Consider the following 1,404-nt stretch of genomic DNA (forward strand, 5'->3'; position numbering starts at 1 on the left):
ACGGCGGAAAGCTGGTCGGCGTGCTGCCCGTCTACCTCCAGTCGGCGCCGAATCCGTTGCGCCGCCTGCATGAGGCGTACCCGGAGGCACGCGGTGAGCGCGCGCTGCTCAGTCACATCTGGCACTGCTACGACACGCACGTGCCGGCCACCGCCGAGGTCCTGCCGGTGCTGCTGGACGCCATGACCCAGGCGGCGTCGATGTTCGGTGCGGGCTGGTACGGGTTCGTGAACGTCCAGCGCGGCAGCGCGTTGTCGCAGGAACTGAGGGCGGCCGGGCTGCCCGCGCGTCACCTGACCGACCGGTGGGCCACCGATCTCGGGAGCTACGAGGACTACCTGGCCCGGCTCGGCAGCCGCGTCCGGGCGAACCTGCGGCGCAACGAGCGAAGATCGCGGGAGGCGGGCGTCGCGATCGAGATCCTCCCCGTCGAGCACGCCGCCCTCGACGAGATCGCCCTGCTGTGCACCAAGACGGCGGGCCGCTTCGACAACAACGGCTTCTACCCCGGCGTCACCTTCTCCAGGTTCGTCACGGCGCTCGGCGCGCTCGCGCACGTGATCGAGGTCCGCCAGCACGGCAAACTCGTCGCGGCCGGCGTCTGCCTCGCCGACGCGACCCGGTTCCACACCTGGACGTGCGGCGTCGACTACGCGGTCGACGGCCGGTACAGCCCGTACGGCGTGCTGTTCGCCGAGTCGGTCAAGCTCGCGATCCGGCTGGGCCGGACGACGCTCGAAGGCGGCCGGGACAACGCGGACTTCAAACGGCGGCACGGCCTGAGCCCACGCCATCTCGACGCCGTCCTCATTCGGGTCTGAGCACTGAATTGTTCATCCTTGTGAACAATTCGTTTTACCGCCGACACAAGGCGAAGAATCAATTTTGACTTCTCTTTACACGACTTGATCGGATCTGGCAGGGTGTCGCCGGGCGCAAGGACATGAAAGGGACTGGACGGTCTCGTGAATCTGTCTCGACGCACCCTTCTGGCGTCTGCCGCTGCTACTCCCCTGCTCACCGGCGCCGGTGTCGCGCTCGGNNGTTCGAGAAGTGGACCTACGTCGCCGACGGCGGCTGGATCGGCGGTTTCTGGCCAGGCACGCTGTGGCTCGCGCACCTCGACAGCGGCGACGCCGGGCTCCGCACGCTGGCCGAGGCCGCGAACGACCGGCTGGCACCGCGCCGGCTGGAACCCCGCGACCACGACCTGGGGTTCCTCTTCTACCCGTCCTGGGTCACCGCGTACCGGCTCACCGGCGACACCAAGTGGCGTGACGGCGCGATCGACGCCGCGAACACGCTGATCCTGCGCTGGAACGCCACCGGCAGGTTCATCCGCGCGTGGGGCAAGCTCGGCACGCCGGGCAACGCGGGCCGGGTGATCATGGACACGATGATGAA

Annotated in this window: 1 protein-coding gene; it reads left to right on the forward strand. The window is 68.6% G+C overall.

Annotated features, from left to right (window positions below):
* Positions 1–821, forward strand: an 821-nt coding sequence (locus B0F77_RS44390; RefSeq protein ID WP_086669078.1) for a GNAT family N-acetyltransferase, incomplete at its 5' end; no start/stop codon positions are given.
* Between the last annotated feature and the right edge of the window lie 583 nt (positions 822–1,404).

This window comes from Lentzea kentuckyensis, from assembly GCF_002150765.1.
GTDB lineage: Bacteria > Actinomycetota > Actinomycetes > Mycobacteriales > Pseudonocardiaceae > Lentzea > Lentzea kentuckyensis.